21 protein-coding genes and 1 pseudogene are annotated in these 17,055 nt (G+C 66.4%); 6 read left to right on the forward strand and 16 right to left on the reverse strand.

Translation table 11 applies throughout. The features are described 5' to 3' along the window. The 6 genes from dxs to Q7J26_RS05920 all read right to left on the reverse strand — a co-directional run. The coding region (dxs, locus tag Q7J26_RS05895; RefSeq protein ID WP_304935571.1) for a 1-deoxy-D-xylulose-5-phosphate synthase at positions 1–1,151 on the reverse strand (1,151 nt) is incomplete at its 3' end. Positions 1,152–1,211: 60 nt separating this feature from the next. Further along, positions 1,212–2,117 carry a polyprenyl synthetase family protein gene (locus Q7J26_RS05900; protein WP_304935589.1) on the reverse strand — a complete coding sequence of 302 codons (906 nt, stop codon included), beginning with the start codon at positions 2,115–2,117 and terminating at the stop codon, positions 1,212–1,214. 5 nt (positions 2,118–2,122) lie between these two features. Further along, on the reverse strand, positions 2,123–2,464 hold the full coding sequence (locus Q7J26_RS05905; RefSeq protein WP_304935572.1) for a tRNA-binding protein: 342 nt from the start codon (positions 2,462–2,464) through the stop codon (positions 2,123–2,125). After that, on the reverse strand, positions 2,461–2,709 hold the full coding sequence (locus Q7J26_RS05910) for an exodeoxyribonuclease VII small subunit (protein ID WP_304935573.1): 249 nt from the start codon (positions 2,707–2,709) through the stop codon (positions 2,461–2,463). The genes Q7J26_RS05905 and Q7J26_RS05910 overlap by 4 nt, the downstream gene beginning before the upstream one ends. A gap of 48 nt (positions 2,710–2,757) precedes the next feature. Beyond that, positions 2,758–3,420, reverse strand: a complete 663-nt coding sequence (locus Q7J26_RS05915) for a histidine phosphatase family protein (protein ID WP_304935574.1) — start codon at positions 3,418–3,420, stop codon at positions 2,758–2,760. Positions 3,421–3,461: 41 nt separating this feature from the next. Further along, the gene (locus tag Q7J26_RS05920; RefSeq protein WP_304935575.1) at positions 3,462–4,382 is read right to left on the reverse strand and encodes a histone deacetylase family protein; all 921 of its coding nucleotides are present in this window, start codon (positions 4,380–4,382) and stop codon (positions 3,462–3,464) included. A 73-nt stretch (positions 4,383–4,455) separates the two neighbouring features. On the opposite strand from Q7J26_RS05920, the gene Q7J26_RS05925 reads away from it, so the two are divergent. Genes Q7J26_RS05925 through Q7J26_RS05945 form a run of 5 tightly spaced genes read left to right on the forward strand, consistent with a single transcriptional unit; the run spans position 4,456 to position 7,333 of the window. Then, positions 4,456–4,983: a GNAT family N-acetyltransferase gene (locus Q7J26_RS05925; RefSeq protein WP_304935576.1), complete on the forward strand. Its 528-nt coding sequence runs from the start codon at positions 4,456–4,458 to the stop codon at positions 4,981–4,983. 14 nt (positions 4,984–4,997) lie between these two features. Next, on the forward strand, positions 4,998–5,285 hold the full coding sequence (locus tag Q7J26_RS05930) for a nucleotidyltransferase family protein (protein WP_304935577.1): 288 nt from the start codon (positions 4,998–5,000) through the stop codon (positions 5,283–5,285). Beyond that, positions 5,275–5,607 (forward strand): DUF86 domain-containing protein, encoded by a 333-nt coding sequence (locus Q7J26_RS05935; RefSeq protein ID WP_304935578.1) that lies wholly within the window; start codon positions 5,275–5,277, stop codon positions 5,605–5,607. The genes Q7J26_RS05930 and Q7J26_RS05935 overlap by 11 nt, the downstream gene beginning before the upstream one ends. Further along, on the forward strand, positions 5,607–6,785 hold the full coding sequence (locus Q7J26_RS05940) for a VWA domain-containing protein (protein WP_304935579.1): 1,179 nt from the start codon (positions 5,607–5,609) through the stop codon (positions 6,783–6,785). Before Q7J26_RS05935 ends, Q7J26_RS05940 begins: the two co-directional genes overlap by 1 nt. Before the next feature lie 47 nt (positions 6,786–6,832). Continuing rightward, complete coding sequence (locus Q7J26_RS05945; RefSeq protein ID WP_304935580.1) at positions 6,833–7,333, forward strand: hypothetical protein; 501 nt, start codon at positions 6,833–6,835, stop codon at positions 7,331–7,333. Positions 7,334–7,397: 64 nt separating this feature from the next. Here Q7J26_RS05945 and Q7J26_RS05950 read toward each other — a convergent pair whose 3' ends face one another. From Q7J26_RS05950 to Q7J26_RS05970, 5 genes are all read right to left on the reverse strand, one after another. Next, on the reverse strand, positions 7,398–7,577 hold the full coding sequence (locus tag Q7J26_RS05950; protein WP_304935581.1) for a CsbD family protein: 180 nt from the start codon (positions 7,575–7,577) through the stop codon (positions 7,398–7,400). 85 nt (positions 7,578–7,662) lie between these two features. Beyond that, positions 7,663–8,106: an NUDIX domain-containing protein gene (locus Q7J26_RS05955; RefSeq protein WP_304935582.1), complete on the reverse strand. Its 444-nt coding sequence runs from the start codon at positions 8,104–8,106 to the stop codon at positions 7,663–7,665. A gap of 13 nt (positions 8,107–8,119) precedes the next feature. Next, positions 8,120–9,160: a sensor histidine kinase gene (locus Q7J26_RS05960; RefSeq protein WP_304935583.1), complete on the reverse strand. Its 1,041-nt coding sequence runs from the start codon at positions 9,158–9,160 to the stop codon at positions 8,120–8,122. Then, positions 9,157–9,582: a response regulator gene (locus Q7J26_RS05965; RefSeq protein WP_231492442.1), complete on the reverse strand. Its 426-nt coding sequence runs from the start codon at positions 9,580–9,582 to the stop codon at positions 9,157–9,159. The genes Q7J26_RS05960 and Q7J26_RS05965 overlap by 4 nt, the downstream gene beginning before the upstream one ends. Next, the gene (locus Q7J26_RS05970; RefSeq protein ID WP_304935584.1) at positions 9,579–11,105 is read right to left on the reverse strand and encodes a CHASE3 domain-containing protein; all 1,527 of its coding nucleotides are present in this window, start codon (positions 11,103–11,105) and stop codon (positions 9,579–9,581) included. The genes Q7J26_RS05965 and Q7J26_RS05970 overlap by 4 nt, the downstream gene beginning before the upstream one ends. A 132-nt stretch (positions 11,106–11,237) precedes the next feature. On the opposite strand from Q7J26_RS05970, the gene Q7J26_RS05975 reads away from it, so the two are divergent. Further along, positions 11,238–11,954 (forward strand): hypothetical protein, encoded by a 717-nt coding sequence (locus tag Q7J26_RS05975; RefSeq protein WP_304935585.1) that lies wholly within the window; start codon positions 11,238–11,240, stop codon positions 11,952–11,954. Positions 11,955–11,963: 9 nt separating this feature from the next. Here Q7J26_RS05975 and flhA read toward each other — a convergent pair whose 3' ends face one another. The 5 genes and pseudogenes from flhA to Q7J26_RS06000 form a co-directional block, all read right to left on the reverse strand. Beyond that, positions 11,964–14,057 carry a flagellar biosynthesis protein FlhA gene (flhA, locus tag Q7J26_RS05980; RefSeq protein WP_304935590.1) on the reverse strand — a complete coding sequence of 698 codons (2,094 nt, stop codon included), beginning with the start codon at positions 14,055–14,057 and terminating at the stop codon, positions 11,964–11,966. Between the two features lie 7 nt (positions 14,058–14,064). Further along, positions 14,065–14,937, reverse strand: a complete 873-nt coding sequence (gene bla, locus Q7J26_RS05985) for a class A beta-lactamase (protein ID WP_304935586.1) — start codon at positions 14,935–14,937, stop codon at positions 14,065–14,067. A gap of 26 nt (positions 14,938–14,963) precedes the next feature. Continuing rightward, the gene (locus tag Q7J26_RS05990; protein WP_304935587.1) at positions 14,964–16,382 is read right to left on the reverse strand and encodes a sigma-54-dependent Fis family transcriptional regulator; all 1,419 of its coding nucleotides are present in this window, start codon (positions 16,380–16,382) and stop codon (positions 14,964–14,966) included. 69 nt (positions 16,383–16,451) lie between these two features. Beyond that, a complete protein-coding gene (gene fliN / locus Q7J26_RS05995) occupies positions 16,452–16,784 on the reverse strand; it encodes a flagellar motor switch protein FliN (RefSeq protein ID WP_304935588.1) in 333 nt (110 codons plus the stop codon). Continuing rightward, positions 16,784–17,055 (reverse strand): annotated as a pseudogene (locus Q7J26_RS06000) (flagellar assembly protein FlbE); the annotation flags it as partial. The gene fliN and the pseudogene Q7J26_RS06000, both read right to left, overlap by 1 nt.

A 17,055-nucleotide genomic window follows, 5' to 3' on the forward strand; every position in this document is an offset into this window, starting at 1 on the left:
ATCCCGTCGGCGGCGAGGCCGGCGGCGAAGGTGACGGCGTGCTGTTCGGCGATGCCGACATCATAGGTCCGCTCGGGGAAGGCCTGGCCGAACAGATCCAGCCCGGTGCCCGACGGCATGGCGGCGGTGATGGCCACGATCGACGGATCGATCTTGGCGTGTTTGATCAGCTCCGTCCCGAACACCTTGGTGTAGCTGGGGGCGTTGGAGACCGACTTGTCCTGCTTGCCCGAGATCACGTCGAACTTGACCACGGCGTGCAGTTTGTCGGCGCTGCTCTCGGCCGGGGCGTAGCCCTTGCCCTTCTGCGTCACGACATGGACCAGCACGGGCCGGTCTTCTATGGCCGCCGCCTTCTTCAGGATCGGGACCAGATTTTCCATGTCATGTCCGTCGATGGGACCGACGTAGTAAAAGCCCAGTTCTTCGAACAGGGTGCCGCCGGTGACCATGCCGCGAGCGTATTCCTCGGCCTTTTTGGCCGCGTTGCGGAACGGGCGCGGCAGGTGCTGGGCGACTGAGCGGCCCAGGCGGCGGACGTTCTGATAGGCGCCGCCGGACACCAGACCGGCCAGATAGGCGCTCATCCCCCCGACCGGCGGGGCGATGGACATGTCGTTGTCGTTCAGGATGACCATCAGCTGGCCGTTAGTCGCCTCGGCCGCATTGTTCATCGCCTCATAGGCCATGCCGGCGGACATGGAGCCGTCGCCGATCACGGCCACGACCTTGTTCTTCTCGCCCCTCTGATCGCGCGCGGCGGCGAAGCCCAGGGCGGCGCTGATCGAGGTCGAGGCGTGGGCGGCGCCGAAGGGGTCGTAGTCGCTCTCACTGCGCTTGGTGAAGCCCGACAGGCCGCCGGGCTGGCGCAGGGTGCGGATGCGGTCGCGACGGCCGGTCAGGATCTTGTGCGGATAGCATTGGTGGCCGACGTCCCAGATCAGGATGTCCTTGGGCGTCTCGAACACATGGTGCAGCGCCGTGGTCAGCTCGACCACCCCCAGGCCGGCGCCCAGATGGCCGCCGGTCACGGAGACGGCGTCGATGGTCTCGGCCCGCACTTCTTGCGCCAGCTGTTTCAGCTGGGCGATGTCGAAGCCCCGCATGTCGGCGGGAAACTTGACGGTGTCGAGAAGCGGGGTGTCGGGCATCTGCCGGGTAAACCTTGGAAGTCTGATCAATCAACCCCTCGGGGAGATCAATGTTTCGTATCAGGACCGGCGCTTTAGCACAAAGTCCACGCTGGCCTTGAGGATTTCCGCCTCGAGTCCGAAGGGCTCAAGATGGGCGCGGGCCTGATCGGACAGGTGCGCGACCCTCTGTCGCGCGGCGTCCAGGCCCAGCAGGGTGACGAAATTGGTCTTGCCCAGGGCGGCGTCCTTGCCGCCGGCGGCCTTGCCCATTTCCTCGGGCGAACCTTCGGCGTCCAGCAGGTCATCGACGATCTGATAGGCCAGGCCGACGTCGTGGGCGAAACTGATCAGGGCGTGCTGATGCTGGGCGCTGGCGTCGGCGATGATCAGCGGGATCTCGAAGGCGTAGGCGAACAGGGCGCCGGTCTTCAGCCGCTGCATCCGCGCCACCCCGCCCAGGTCGTCGCGCACGCCCAGCAGGTCGATCATTTGACCGCCCGCCATGCCCCGCGCGCCCGAGGCCAGCGACAGCCGCGCCGCCAGTTCGCAGCGCACGGCCGCGTCCTCGTGGGTGTCTTCGTGCAGGATGATGTCGAAGGCCGCCGTCTGCAGCGCGTCGCCGGCGAGGACCGCCGTGGCCTCGTCATAGGCGCGGTGGACGGTCGGGCGGCCGCGCCGCATGTCGTCGTCGTCCATGCACGGCAAGTCGTCATGGACCAGGCTGTAGGCGTGAACACATTCCAGGGCGCAGGCGGCGCGCAAGACCGACCGTTCGTCGATATTGAACAGGCGCGCGGCCTCCAGCGCGAAGAAGGGCCGCAGCCGTTTGCCGGGACCCAGGGCCGCATAACGCATGGCCTCAGTCAGGCGGGCTTCCGGTCCGTCGGCGCGCGGCAGAAGCTGGTCCAGCGCGACCGTAACCAGATCGGCGACCTCGGCGACCCGGTCGATCACGGCCTGTTCGGGCGAGTTGGCGGCGAGCATGGGGGTCAAAACAGTCGCCCGCCCAGCGGCAGGTCGCGGTCCACCCCGACCAGCACCACCTCGCCGTCCGCATCGGGAAAACCGAGCGTCAGCACCTCGGACTTCACCGGCCCGATCTGGCGCGGCGGGAAGTTGACCACGGCGGCGACATGGCGGCCTTCCAGTTGCTCGATCGTGTAGTGGCGGGTGATCTGGGCTGAGGATTTCTTGATCCCGATCTCGGGGCCGAAATCGATCTGCAGCTTGAAGGCGGGCTTGCGTGCTTCGGGAAAGACCTCGGCCTTGACGATCCGGCCGACGCGGATATCGACCTTCATGAAGTCGTCGAAGGCGATGGTCGGCGTCATTCGAACGACGCCGCCTCGACGCCCTTGGCCTGGCCGTCCGGGCCGACGACGATCTTCTCGACGCGCAGCTGGGCCGCCTTCAGCCGGGCCTCGCAGTGGGCTTTCAGTCGCGCGCCCTCTTCATACAGTGCGATGGATTCTTCCAGAGGAGCCTGGCCGGACTCCAGGCGCGAGACGATGGTCTCCAGGCGCTGCAGGGCGTCTTCGAAGCTGAGATCGGCGGGGATGGCGGCGGTATCGGTCATGGCGCGGACCCTAGAGGGGGGCGAAGCCTGCATCAACGGTGGATGCGGCTATCGCTTCTCGTAACGGCGCTGGGACCAGTATTTGAAGCCCTGGTTATGCACCAGTTTCCAGCCGTCGGCCTTCAGTCGCGCGCCGACCATATGGTTGAAATAGCCGTGGGCGAACACCAGCACATCCTGGCCGGTTTCGGCGCGGGCGATCAGCTTGCGCGCCGCCTGTTCGGCGCGGGCCTCGGCCTGGGCGCGGGTTTCCTGACCGCCGTGGTGGTCGAAGGCGTGCCACCAGAAGCGCGAGACGACGCCCCACCATTTCGGCGACAGCTTGATCCATTCGGGCACCGGCGGCGGCGGCAGGGGCGCCTCGATGAACAGGACGTCCGACAGCACCTCTCGACCCGCTGCTGCTGCGGCGGCGGTTTCCTGGGCGCGCTGACGGGTCGAGGCGTAGATGGCGCCCGCGCCCTGGGCCGTGGCGACCAGCTCGGGCGGCGGAGTCTGGCCGGCCAGCAGGCCGCCGACCTCGTATTTCGCCCACCAGTCGCCGTACTGGCGCGCGGTGATCAGGCATTTGCGCGACAGGGCGGGCTCGCCGTGACGCGTCAGGGTGATCGCGCCGGGCCGCGAGGCCATGACGGCGCCGGACTCAGTCGATCCTGCGGCCTGGGACACAGGCTGGTCGGTCGAATCGAGGGACAGGACGGGGGATGACATAGCGATTGGACGAGCCTTAGTTTTCAAGGCGTTGCGCGTCCTCAGTCCTCCCCGAGCGCGGCGACGTGGGCGACCGCAGAGCGGCCTAGTCCTTCAAGGTCGTAACCGCCCTCGAGCGCGGACACAACCTTGCCCGAACATGTCCGACGCGCGACCTCCAGAACGGCCCGTGTGGCCCAGGCGAAATCCTCGGCTTCCAGCGACTGGTGGGCCAGCGGGTCGCGGCGGTGCGCGTCGAAACCGGCGGAGATCAGGATCAGGTCCGGCCGGAAAGATTCCAGCGCCGGCATCAGGCCGCCGGCGAAGGTCGCTCGCCACGCCTCGCGCGCCGCATGGGGCGCCACAGGCGCATTGATGATATTGCCCACGCCCGTCTCGGCCGCCGCGCCCGTGCCGGGATACAGCGGCATCTGGTGGATGGAGGCCAGGAACAGGCTGTCGTCGTCCTGGAAGGCCGCCTGGGTGCCGTTGCCGTGATGGACGTCGAAATCGACCACCGCGACCCGCGCCATACCCTCGGCCTGGGCGACCCGCGCAGCGACCGCCACGGACGAGAACAGGCAAAAGCCCATGGCGCGGTCCGGCTCGGCATGGTGGCCGGGCGGGCGGACGGCGGCGAAGGCGCGATGGGTGTCGCCCCGCGCCACGGCCCGGACGGCGTCGATGGCCGCCCCCGCCGCCAGCCGTGCGGCCGGCACGCTGCCCGGCGACAGCACCGTGTCGGCGTCCAGCCGGTTCACCCCCTGCGTCGGCGAGGCCTCCAGCAGGCGTGCGACATAGGCGGCCGGATGCACCCGCTCCAGATCCGCGACCTCGGCCAGGGCCGCCGCGCGGCGGTCACCGGCCAGACCGGCGTCCTCCAGCGCCTCCAGCACCGCCTTCAGCCGCGCCGGGCTTTCGGGGTGGCCGACGCCGGGTGCATGATCCAGCATGGACGGATGGGTGAAGAGCGGCACGGACATTCCGACGACGATACGCCGTCGGCCGGACCTTGTCGCCGGTGACGCGCGACGCGGCGCGATGTAGAGCCGAGCCATGACCGAGACCGTGATCCGCGCCGCCCGACCCGAAGACGCAGAAGCCTTGGGCGCCCTGGGCCGACAGACCTTCATCGACACCTTCGTCACCGGCTTCGGCATTCCCTATCCGGAGGCGGACCTGAAGGCCTTTCTCGACGCAAGTTTCGATCCGGAACCGACGCTGAAGAAGCTGGCCGAACCCGGTTGCGCCTGGTGGGTGGCCGAGCGGGACGGCGACCTGCTGGCCTTCGCCAACGCCGGTCCCAACGGCCTGCCGCACCCCGAGGCCCGGCCGTCGCACATGGAGTTGCGCCGCCTCTATGTGTCGAAGGCCGCGCAAGGTCTGGGCCTGGGCACGCAACTGCTGACCCTGTCGCTGGACTGGATGGAGGTCCACACCGACGGCCCGCTGTGGATCGGCGTCTGGAGCGGCAACGAAAAGGCCCAGCGCCTGTACGCCGCCTATGGGTTCGAGAAGGCAGGCGAGTACGAATACCCGGTCGGCGCCTGGCGCGACCACGAGTTCATCTTGCGACGCGGATAGACTATGGTGCGGCCATGACCCGCGCCGAACTGCTGGAAAAGCTGCGTGAGCTGAAGCCCTGGCTCGAGGAGCAGGGCATCGTCAACCTGCGCCTGTTCGGCAGCTACGCCCGCGACGAGGCGAGGCCGGACAGCGATGTGGATCTGCTGGTGGACCTGGCTCAACCATTGGGCTTGCAATTCTACAGTATTGCCGAGGAATTGACGGACAAGGTCGGTAAAGAGGTTGACCTTCTTACGTCGAACGGCCTTCGCAATCCCCACGTCCGAGCGTCCGCGTTGAGGGATTGTGTTGAAGTCTGACCGCTCAGATCGCGGCCTTTTGGCGGACATCCGAGAATCCACCGAATTGATCGCGCGCTACATCGACGGACTTTCGTCCGATGAGTTCGAAGCAGATTCACTGCGACGAGATGCGACGGCCTTCAGACTTTTGATTGTCGGGGAAGCCGCAGGAAAGTTGTCGTCCGCCGTGACTGAAAAGCTTCCGACCATCAACTGGCGAGGGATGTTGGGCCTTCGTCACCGATTGGCGCATGATTACGGATCGACCGACTTCAGTGTCATTTGGGTCATCGCCAGCATCGAAGTGCCCCGTTTGGCACAAGCACTCGAAGACATCTGATGCTCCTGCCCTTCTTCACCGCCCTGCGCGACGCCAAGGTTCCGGTGTCGATGAAGGAATGGCTCCATCTGATGGAGGCCATGGATCGCGATCTGGCCGGGCGCGAGATCGAGACCTTCTATCACCTGTCGCGCGCCGTCCTGGTCAAGGACGAGAAACACTCTGACCGGTTCGACCAGGTGTTCGGGACCGTGTTCAAGGGCGTGGAGTCGGTCGGCGCGGGCGAGGACCTGACCACCGACATCCCCGAAGACTGGCTGCGGCTGCTGACCGAAAAATATCTGACCGACGAGGAGAAGGCGCAGATAGAGGCGCTGGGCGGCTTCGACAAGCTGATTGAGACGCTGAAACAGCGGCTGGAGGAGCAGAAGGAACGCCATTCCGGCGGCTCGAAATGGATCGGCACGGGCGGAACCAGCCCCTTCGGTCACGGCGGCTATAATCCCGAGGGCGTCCGCATCGGCGGACCGGGAAGGCATGGCCGGGCGGTCAAGGTTTGGGAGAAGCGCGAGTTCAAGAACCTGGACGACACGGTCGAGCTGGGCACGCGCAACATCAAGGTGGCCCTGCGTCGCCTGCGCCGGTTTGCCCGCGAAGGGGCGGCGGAAGAACTGGACATCGACGGCACCATCGACGGCACGGCGCGCCAGGGCTGGCTGGACATCCAGATGCGGCCCGAGCGGCGCAACACGATCAAGGTCCTGCTGTTCCTCGACATCGGCGGGTCGATGGACGGCCATATCAAGCTGGTCGAGGAGTTGTTCTCGGCCGCCCGGACCGAGTTCAAGAACTTGGAGTTCTTCTACTTCCACAACTGCCTGTACGAAGGCGTCTGGAAGGACAACCGGCGGCGTCATACCGAGCGGATCGCGACCTGGGACCTGCTGCACAAATATCCCGGCGACTGGCGGGCCATCTTCGTCGGCGACGCGACCATGTCGCCGTACGAGATCACCATGCCCGGCGGATCGGTCGAGCACTGGAACGAGGAGGCGGGCGCGGTGTGGATGAAACGCGCCCGGCAGCAGTGGGAGAAGTCAATCTGGCTGAACCCGGTGCAGGAACGCTACTGGAGCTACACCGCCTCGGTCGGCCTGCTGCACGAGGTGATGGACGAGCGGATGTTCCCCCTGACGCTGCAGGGTCTCGACAAGGCGATGCGCGCCCTGACAAGGTAGGTTTTCGCGTTGGAAGCGAACGCGCCACATTACGAAGGGCCTGACCGATGATCGCCGCCGCCTTCGCCCTGCTCTTGCTGCAACAGACCGCCCCCTCGGTCGTGTGGGAGGCGCCCGCCGCCGAGACCGCTGCGGAGACGCCGGTCGCGGCGCCCCGACATACGGTGCCGGAATGGGGCCTGGCGGATCCCTTCGGTTATGAGCGGGCGCGCTGCAGCCCCCAACTACGCGGCGCTAAAACGCTCGAGGTCTGTCAGGCCGAAGTGCGGGGTCAACTGGCCCTGGCCATGGGCGCGGATCTTCCAGACGCCCTGCGCCCCGTCGGCATGGCGGGCGATTGCCAGATGGCCCAGGCGGCGTCGGGCGGGTCGGTTTATGCGGTCCAGTGCGGGCCGCAGTCGCGAACGCCCGCCCCGTCCAACGCCCCGCGGGAGATGGACTGTCGTCCCCGTCCAGTCGAGGGCGGCTTCAGTTCCGAATGCCGGCCGGTCGATGAGGCTGAAAGCAAGGGTCTGTCGCTGCGTCTCTGGGGCGGTAAGGACGACTGACCCACAGTAAAACGCCGCCCGCTTTCGCGGACGGCGTTTCGAGCATTTTACAGACTGAGCGGTATCAGTTCTTGTCGCGCAGGCTGTCCTTGACGCCGCCGACGGCGTTCTGGATCTTGCCTTCGACCTGATCAGCCTTGCCTTCAGCTTGAAGCTTGGAATCGCCCGTCACCTTGCCGGCGGCTTCCTTGATCTTGCCGCCCATATTCTTGGCGGAGCCTTCGATACGGTCATGATCGGCCATGGTAATTCTCCTGTTCGAGCGACGCCCTCATGGCGACGCGACTTGCAGAAGAAACGGGAAAGCCGCCAGGCTTGTTCCGTAAGGCTCAGCTTGCGCGACGAAGCCAGACCGCCACCGCCCAGGCATGGGCGTCGTGTCGCAGGCGCGACAGGGCGACGGTCGGATCCAGCCAGACCAGGGTGTGATCATCCTCGCATTTGGCCTCCGGATTTTCGCCGGTGACCACGCCGGTCCAGAAACCGCCGATGTTGCACAGAGGTTCGCCATTGCTCTTCAGGTGATACTGACCCGCCTCGGCGATGCGGTTCAGCGGCTTGACGTCCAGACCGGTCTCCTCGACGAATTCTCGCACCAGGGCCTGAACCTCGGTCTCCTCCCCGTCCACGGCCCCGCCGGGCAGATCGAAATAGGGTCCGGTCGTCCGCTCGACCCGCACACAGGCGATCAGGCCGTCGCGTTCGACGACGCCGAACGCCGTCGCCCTATGACGGTAGTCGATTGCAGGATTGCGAACGCCGAACTGAAGCATGACTGTGCCGACCCTAGAGGTCGAAGGCCAGCCTGGCGCGCACGCCCTTGTGAGCGGTGTCGAACTCGACAGCCGAACGCAGGCCCGAGGCCATGGCCGAAATGATTTTGCCGCCCAGGCCCGTGCCCTTGGGCGTGCCGTCGCCCAGGCCCGGACCGTCGTCCTCGACGGTCAATATGGCGCGATGTTCGCCATCGGGCTGCAGCTTGATGCGGATTTCACCGCCCTGACCCGGCAGATAGGCGTATTTCACCGCATTGGTCACCAGTTCGGCGACCACGACGCCCAGCGACACGGCCTGATCCGTCGTCACCCACATCGGCGCGGCGTCCACGACCAGGCGCGGCGAGCCTTCGCCCGGACCGACGGACTTGGACAGTTCGTGCATCAGGCCTTCGAGATATTCGTCCATGGCCACCCGGCTCATGTCGCCCGAGGTGTAGAGGCGGCGATGGACATGGGCCACGGCCTCGATACGCGCCTGGCATTCCCGCAAGGCCTCGCGCGCGCCTTCATCGGTGATCTGGCGCATCTGCAGCGACATGAAGCTGGACACCAGTTGCAGCGAATTGCCGACACGGTGATTGACCTCGCGCAGCATGGCCTCGGCCCGGTCACGGGCCAGGCGGACTTCCTCCTGCGCGATCTCGTTCTCGCGTTGCAGCCGCCGGCGCAGCACGGCGTCTTCAAGCGCCGAGCGCAACAGGGAGGTGAAGTCTTCCGACACGTCCTTGATGACATAGTCGGCGGCGCCCGCGCGCAGAGCGGCCACAGCGATCCGCCCCTCCTGGGCGCCGGTCACATAAACCACCGGGGGGGGCGCGTTCAGGGTCAGGATGTCCGGCAGGACGTCCAGCCCGTCGCGGCTGGGCATATAGTGGTCCAGGGCGCAGACGTCGTATTCATGGGCCGCCAGCAGCGCCAGCCCGGCGTCTCCATCGGAGGCGCAGGTGACGGCGAAGCCGTGACGGCTCAACTCCTTCTCGACCAGCCGCGACAGGCCGCGGTCATCGTCGATATAGAGCAGCCGAATGACGCCGGAGGTTGTGGTCACTCGATTTCGGGCGCCTGCATGACGGACAGGAACAGACCCAGCTGGCGGATCGCGCCGGCGAAGGATTCATAGTCGACAGGCTTGGTGATGTAGACGTTGCAGCCCAGGTCGTAGCACCGCTGGATCTCGACCTTGTCGTCCGTGGTCGTCAGAACCACGACCGGCGCGCGCTTCAGGCGATCGTCGGATTTCACCTTTTCCAGAATGTCGGTGCCCGACATATCCGGCAGGTTCAGGTCCAAGAGGATCAGCAGCGGGCCGTTGGCCAGGATTTCCGCGCTGAAGAGATAGTCGAGCGCCGCGCCGCCCTCATCGAAATGCTTGATCTCGTTGCTGATATTCGCCCGGCGAATATTCTTCTCGATCAGTTTGGCATGGCCGTGGTCGTCTTCGACCATGATGATTTTGACGGGTTGCGTCACAGCACGCCTCCGGGTTCCGACAGGATCAGTCGTTTGGGGAATTTCAGAAGGAAAGTCGAGCCCTTGCCAAGCTCGGACTCGATATCGATGACCCCGCCGATCCGTCGCACGCTGTTGCGCACGAAGGCCAGGCCCAGTCCCTCTCCGGTGCGGTCCTGCTTGCCCGAACGGCGGAACAGTTCGAAAATCCGTTCGTGGTCCCTCGGCGCGATGCCGCGTCCATTGTCGGCGACTCGATAGACGATCCAACCGCCGGGGACTTCCTCGCCCGAGACCACGATCTCGCCCGGTCGGTCGGCGTCCAGATATTTGACCGCGTTGTCGATCAGATTGCCCAAGATCTGTTCCATCGACAAACGGTCGCTCTCGATCGGCGGCAGGGTTTCGACGATGATCCGGGCGCCCGAGGCTTCGGTCTGGTGGTGGACGCTGTCGGCGATGTTCTGGGCCATGGCGGTCATGTCCAGCCGCTCCGGCGTCAGATTGCGCCGGCCCTCGCGCGACAGCTTCAGAATGGCGTTGATCAGCCGGTCCATCTTTTCGGTGGACGCCCGGATGAAGCCGATGGCCTCCGGCATGTCCTCGCGCACGGCGGTGACGACGTCGGGACTGGCGGGGCGCTCGGCCTCCGCCTCGCGGATCGCCGCATCAATCACCTTGCCGGCCTGTTCCAGTTCGGAGGTGTAGCCCATGACATTGACCAGGGGCGCGCGCAGGTCGTGGCTGACGATATAGGCGAACCGCTGGATCTCGTCGTTGGCGCGGGTCAGGGCGGCGGTGCGGTCGCGGACCGTGTCCTCCAGGCCGGCGTTCACCGCGTCCAGTTCTTCGCGCGCCCTCTGGATTTCGCCGACGTAGCGACGCACCATCCAGGCCGACAGCAGGGCCAGAACCAGCACCAGAAGACCGGTGATGGCGTTCATCAACACCGTGACGAAGGCGGACCGCTCGGACGCATGGGTGCGGTCGGCGATGCGGGCGGATTTGATGCCGTCGAAGTCGTCGATGGCCACGCGCAGCTCGTCCATATAGCGCTTGCCTTCGCCGGAACGCACGGACTGGATCGCCTGGCCTATGCGACCCGCGCGCGCCAGGGCCAGCGTCCCCTCCATCTCTTGAAGCTTGGCGTCCGCCAAACGGCGTATGCGCTCCACCGGCTCCTGCAGGACAGGATCGCCGGCCACGCCTTGTTCCAGGAAGCTCAGGGCCGGTTCTCGCTCCGCTCTTGCGGCCTCGAAGGGTTGCAGGAAGTCGCTGCGTCCAGTCAGCAGAAACCCGCGCTGGGCGGTCTCGGCGTCCAGCATGGAGATCAGCACCGTGCGAGACGCCCGCCGCATCTGCTGCGCATGTTCGATCGTGTCGTTCACCGCTGCGGTGCGTCGGATCATGACGAAGGTCGAGATATTGACCGTGAGCAGCAGGACGAAGGCCAGGATCAGCAAACCTGAAACGGACCGCACAAGCGACGGCGTCCGCAGGAAGTTGCTGAAACGCGACCAGTTCTGGCTTTGTCGAGGTGTCATGACGCGGAGCATTAGCGGCGCCGTGGCGCGCGTCAAACGCCTGGTGCACGAAACCTGCGGGCTTTTCGCGGCTTGTGGTTAATATGGCCCTGCATGACCTTGCGGGGGCGGGGCTTAATCGGGGACGGCGCGATGATCGGGTGGTGGTGGATTTTACCGACGGCGGTGGCGCTGATCGGACTGGTTCTGTTCATCCAGGGCCTGCGCGCCCTGTTCGGGGGCAAGCCCCTGAGCGGAGTCTTGGGCGCAGCCTTCGGCGGGGCCGTTCTCTGGGCCGCCTGCCTGGCCGCCCTGTTCGGCATGAATATTCAGACCTATGCGCGGCTGACCTACGAGCGTCCGGTCGCCACCCTGGCCCTGCGCCAGATCGGCCCGCAATATTACGAGATCAACCTGGTCCAGCCGCCGCGCGAGGGCCAGACCGCCGCCGCCGGCGCCCTCTATCCGGTTCACGGCGACGACTGGCGGATCGAGGCCCAGGTCTTGAAGTGGAAGCCCTGGGCCAATGTTCTGGGGCTGGATGCGCAATACCGGCTGGACCGGCTGTCCGGCCGGTATCGGGCCATCGAACAGGAGTTGCACGGCGAACGCAGCGCCTACGACCTGGCGGCGGCCGAAACCAACGCCCGCAACGGCGCCGTCCCCTTCAAGGTCGAGGCCTGGGACGCCATCCGACGGTATCGCCGCTATATCGACGCTGCGGACACCCTGTACGGCTCCGCCGCCTATATGCCGATGGCCGACGGCGCTCGCTATGAGGTCTGGATCACCCAGTCGGGCCTGGTCGCCCGCCCCGTCAACGACGTCGCGCGCAATGCTTCCGCCGGCGGCTGGACCGTCGCGAACTAGGCCGAGACCCTAAACCTGCCCCAAGGTGCGCAGCTTGGCGCGGGGATGGATTTCGTTCTGGCTCATCACCACGGTCTGCCCCCGGAAACGCTCGATGATCGAGCGGACATAGGGGCGGGTCTGGGGTCCGGTCAGCAGGACGGGGTTTTCGCCCGACATGGCGATCCGTTCGAAGGTTTCGCGCACGGAGCGGATGAAGTCCTGAAGCCGTGACGGCGCCATGGCCAGTTGCTTGTCCTCGCCGCCGCCGACCAGGCTTTCGGCGAAGGCGCTTTCCCACTCGGGCGACAGGGTGACGATGGGCAGGGCGCCGTCGCCACCCTGGTGCTGCCAGCACAGCTGGCGGGCCAGGCGGGCGCGGACGTGTTCGACCAGGGTGGTGACGCTGGAGCTGTGGGGCGCCGCCTCGGCCAGGCCCTCCAGGATCGCCGGCAGGTCGCGGATCGAGACCTTTTCCCGCAGCAGGGCCTGCAGCACCCGCTGCAGGGTGGTGACGGTGACGACGCTGGGGATCAGTTCCTCGACCAGCTTCTTCTCCTCGACCCCCAGTTCCTTCAGCAGCTTCTGCACCTCGCTGTAGGACAGCAGGTCGGCCATGTTCTCCTTTAGTATCTCCGTCAGGTGGGTCGTCAGCACCGTCGAGGGATCGACCAGGGTGTAGCCGTGGAAGGTGGCTTCCTCGCGCAGGTTCTCGTTGATCCAGGTGGCCGGCAGGCCGAAAGCGGGTTCGCGCATGTGCTCGCCCGGCAGCTCCACCTGGCGGCCGGCGGGGTCCATCGCCATCAGATGACCCAGACGCACCTCGCCCGCCCCGGCGTCCATCTCCTTGATGCGGATGGCGTAGCCCTGGGTCGGCAGGCGCATGTTGTCGAGGATGCGCACCTGCGGAATGACGAAGCCGTATTCCTGGGCCAGCGACCGGCGCAGGGCCTTGATCTGGTCGGTCAGGCGACGCCCCTCCAGATCATTGATCAGGCTGAGCAACGAATAGCCCAGCTCGATCTTCACCTCATCGATGGTCAGGATGCTGGAGATCGGCTCTTCGACCTCCTCCTTGGGCTTGGCCGCAGCGGCGACCTCGGCCTCCGTCGGCTGCGGTTTCAGCCGGTTGCGGCCCAGTTTCCAGGCCATGAAGCCCGAACCGATGGCCAGGGCGGCGAAGGGGATCAGCGGCATGCCGGGGATCAGGCCGATCAGGCCTGCGGCGCCCGAAACCACGCCCAGCGACACGGGGTTGGTGGCCAGCTGGGTCACCATGGCCTTGTCCGCCGTGCCTTCGACGCCCGCTTTCGACACCAGGAAGCCGGCGGCGATCGAGATGATGATGGCCGGCACCTGCGTCACCAGACCGTCGCCGATGGTCAGCTGCACATAGGTGTTGGCGGCCTCCATCGCCGGCATGCCGTGCGTCAGGGTTCCGATCAGGATGCCGCCGAGGGCGTTGATGAAGGTGATGATCAGACCCGCCACGGCGTCGCCGCGCACGAACTTGGAGGCGCCGTCCATGGCGCCGAAGAAGGTGGATTCCTGCTCCAGCTCCTTGCGGCGCAGCTTGGCCTGGTCCTCGGTGATCAGGCCCGACGACAGGTCGGCGTCGATCGCCATCTGCTTGCCCGGCATGGAGTCCAGGGTGAATCGGGCGGACACTTCGGCGATCCGGGTCGAACCCTTGGTGATGACTACGAAGTTCACCACCAGGATGATCGAGAAGATGATCACCCCGATGATGAAATTGCCGCCCATCATCAGTTGGCCGAAGGCGTTGATGACCTGGCCGGCGGCCTCGTGGCCTTCCTGGCCGTGCGTCAGGATCAGCCGGGTCGAGGCCAGGTTCAGTCCCAGGCGGAACAGGGTCGAGACCAGCAGGACCGTCGGGAAAATGGCGAAGTCCAGCGGCCGCTTCATCATCACGGCCGTCATCAGGATCAGCACGGACGAGACCAGCGAGATCGCCAGCAACAGGTCCAGAAGCATCTTCGGGACCGGCAGGATCAGCAGCATGATCACGCCGATCACGCCGACCGCCATCAGCACTTCGCCGCGGTTGACCCAGCCCAGGACGTCGCGCCCGGTGGGGCGCGCCATGCCGTCCTTCATCATCATGGGGCTGTCAGTCATGGCCCAGCGCCTTCAGGGCGCGGCGGGTCGCCTCGGCGATCACGGCGTCGCGGGCGTCTTCGGTCGCCGAAGCCGCGCCGGTGAAATAGGCGGCGACGATGACCGGAGATCCGGTCAGGGGCGTCAGCATGGCGATGTCATTGGTCGTGCCGTTGGCGCCCGAACCGGTCTTGTGCGCCACGCTCCAGCCTTCGGGAACGCAGGCCTTGATGCGGTTCGGCCCGGTCGGCGAGGCGATGAGCCAACCCTGCAACAGGGCGTCATGCTCGGGCGTCAGTCGGTCGCTGAACGCCATTTCGCGTATATTGGCCAGGGTCTGCTCGGGCAGGCAGGTGTCGCGCGGGTCGTTGGGCAGGGCGGTGTTCAGGTCCGGCTCCAGTCGCGAGATCACGGTGGTGGTGTCGCCGAACGTCGGCCACCACGAACGCCATACGGCGATTCCACCCATTTCGCGGATCAGGATGTTGGCGGCGGGATTGTCGCTGACCTCCACCGTCGCCTGCATCAGCTCACGGATGGTCAGGGTGCGGCCCACGGCCTTTTCGGTCACCGGCGCATGGGGGATCATGTCGGCCTGAGTGATGCGGACGGCGCGATCCAGGCTTTCCTCGTCCCGCTCGACCCGTTGAAAGGTCGCCGCCGCCAGGAAGGGTTTGAAGGTCGAGCAGAAAGGGAACCGTTCCTGACTGCGCCACAGCACGCGCCGACTGCTGCCGACGTCCAGCGCCGCAAACCCCAGACGACCGCCGTGGCGGGTCTCCAGATCGTTCAGAAAGAAGTCCGGCCCTTCGTCCGCGGCCGCCTCGACCGGGCTGGGTTGCTTACAGCCGACCAGGCCCAACGCGCCGGCGCCGGCGATCATCATCCGCCTGTCCAGCCCGCGTTTCATGATCAGGCCGCATAGCCCGAGGCGGAGACGCCGGACTGGGGCGCCGGGATGGCCGTGCCCTCGTCGGCGTATTCATTCAACTTGTTGCGCAGGGTGCGGATCGAGATGCCCAGGATGTTGGCCGCATGGGTCCGGTTGCCCAGGCAGTGGGTCAGGGTGTCCAGGATCAGGGTCTTTTCCATCGCCGCCACCGTCTGGCCCACGAAGCTGCGCGTCACCGCATCGGCGGCCTGGGCCGCCCGCGCCGCGACGCCGCCGCCATAGGGGTTTTCATGCCCCGTCGAGGCCGACCCCATCATGCCCGAAGCCGGGGTCAGGGGCTGGCCGTCCGGCAGGCGGATGGCGTCGACGTCGATCTCCGGACCGGTCGCCAGCAGCACCGCCCGGTGCATGGCGTTTTCCAGCTCGCGGACGTTGCCGGGCCAGCGGTGTGCGATGATGGCTTGGTGCGCGCGCGCCGACATCGGCCGCACCGGCACGCCGTTCGCGGCTGCATACTTCTTGATGAAATGCTCGGCCAGAACGCTGATGTCGCCCGGCCGCTCGCGCAGGGACGGCAGGCGCAGGTTCACGACGTTCAGCCGGTACAGCAGGTCCTCGCGGAACGTGCCTTCGGACACGGCGCGGGCCAGATCTCGGTTGGAGGTGGCGATGATGCGGATATTGACGGGCACAGGCTTGGAGCCGCCGACACGATCGATGATCCGTTCCTGAATGGCGCGCAGCAGCTTGGCCTGGAGCCGGGCGTCCATCTCCGAGATTTCGTCCAGCAGCAGGGTGCCGCCGTCGGCCTCTTCGAACTTGCCGATCCGGCGCGCGACGGCGCCGGTGAAGGCGCCCTTCTCGTGCCCGAACAGTTCGGATTCCAGCAGATTGTCGGGAATGGCGGCGCAGTTGACGCTGATGAAGGGGCGTTCCGACCGGCGCGAATTGTCGTGCATATAGCGCGCCATCACCTCCTTGCCGACGCCGCTTTCGCCGGTGATCAGGATCGAGGCTTCCGAGCGCGCCACCTGGTCGGCCAGCTGCAGCACCGCCTTCATCGACGGGTCGGCCGAGATCATCGGCTTCTCGTCGTCGGCGACGGCGGCCAGGACGGCGGCGATCAGTTCCGCGTCCGGCGGCAGGGGGATGAACTCCTTGGCCCCGGCCTTGATCGCGGCGGCGGCCTCGCGCGCATCGGCGTCGACGCCGAAGGCCACCACCGGCACCGTAATCCGCTCGGCCTCGTTCGCGGCGATCAAGGCCGCGATGTCGAGCTGGTAATCGACCATCAGCAGGTCGGCGCCCTGCCCTCGTCGCAGTTGCTCGGTCGCCTGATCCGCGCGCTCGACGTGGCTGACCTTGGCGCCGTGCGCCATGGCCATCTTCACCGCCGATGCGAGCTGTCCGCTCAGTCTGCCTACCACCAGAAGACGCATTGTTCTTCTCCTCTAAACTTCCATCCGGGTCGCCGTCGTCTCGCCGCGCAGAGACTGCGCGGCGTCGCGTCAGCCCCCCGAGTCCTCGGTCTTGATGATTTCCGTCATGGTCACGCCCAGCCGGTCGTCGACGACGACGACCTCGCCGCGCGCGATCAGACGGTTGTTGACGAAAATGTCGATGGCCTCGCCGACCTTGCGGTCCAGCTCCAGCACCGACCCCTTGTTCAGCTTCAGCAGCTGGGCCACCGACATGTGCGACTTGCCCAGCACGGCCGAGATGTTCACCGGCACTTCGAAGACCGTGGCCAGATCGGCGGCGGTCTTGTCGCCGTGATCATCGATCATGGCCAGGCCGGTGGAGTCCGGGAACTCCTCGAGCGAAAGATCGTCGGAGGCCATCAGAAATCACTCCGGTCAGTGGAAAGGGGCGGTTCAGCGTGCCCGGCCTCGGCGGCCAGGGCGGCGGTCAGGGCTTCGGCGACGCGGGTGGCGGAACCGTTCGGATCATGGTCGGCGCGGCCGTCAGCCCATTCCAGCTGGAAGGCCGCAACCCCCATGCCCGGCTCGTCGCGGAAGGCCACGGCTCCTGTAAAACCGCTGTCGGCGCAGGCCTGTTCGATCTGGCCGCGCGCCTGTTCATCCAGGCCGGCCGCGCGCACGACCAGACGAG

The sequence above is a fragment of the Brevundimonas sp. genome (genome assembly GCF_030656255.1).
Taxonomy (GTDB): Bacteria; Pseudomonadota; Alphaproteobacteria; order Caulobacterales; family Caulobacteraceae; genus Brevundimonas.